The 430-nt window shown below is 50.9% G+C and carries 1 protein-coding gene; it reads right to left on the bottom strand.

All coding sequences use genetic code 11. From position 1 onward, the window contains the following. A partial coding sequence (locus HMPREF2656_RS13225) for a hypothetical protein (protein WP_210400931.1) occupies window positions 1–268 on the bottom strand: 268 nt, incomplete at its 3' end. Between the last annotated feature and the right edge of the window lie 162 nt (window positions 269–430).

Raw genomic sequence — 430 nt, 5'->3', positions numbered from 1 at the left:
GCAACCCGTTGTACGCGTCTGCCATACGCTCAGGCCAGTTAGGAAACTCCTTTCTTCCGACAATGGGTCGAATCGCTTTGCGCAACCTCTCGCAGTCTGTTCTGAATCCGACATAGTTGTCCTCGGTTTCTTCCCGCGGATACATCGAATGTGCAATACCGTCTAGTGCACTTCCAAGCAGTTGGATTCTATTGGTGAGAGGAAGACGAGTTCGGAGAAGCACATCCAAAGCCTGAATCGCCCGGCCTGCGGCTGATTCGGTGTGCAAGTCGAACCACCTCCGAATACCTCTGCCTTGCAAATCGGAGTACAAGTACAAGTGTTGATTCGATTTGTTGCCCTGCATCGAATCAGCAAGATGATCCACACCGTCAACCAGATGCCAATTTCGCAATTCTGAATCGGCCTGACTTTTTGAGAGTGGCGTGTT

Origin of the sequence: Corynebacterium sp. HMSC034B08 (assembly GCF_001835805.1) — a bacterium.
Lineage (GTDB): Bacteria > Actinomycetota > Actinomycetes > Mycobacteriales > Mycobacteriaceae > Corynebacterium > Corynebacterium coyleae.
This window is presented reverse-complemented; position numbering and strand designations above follow the sequence as displayed.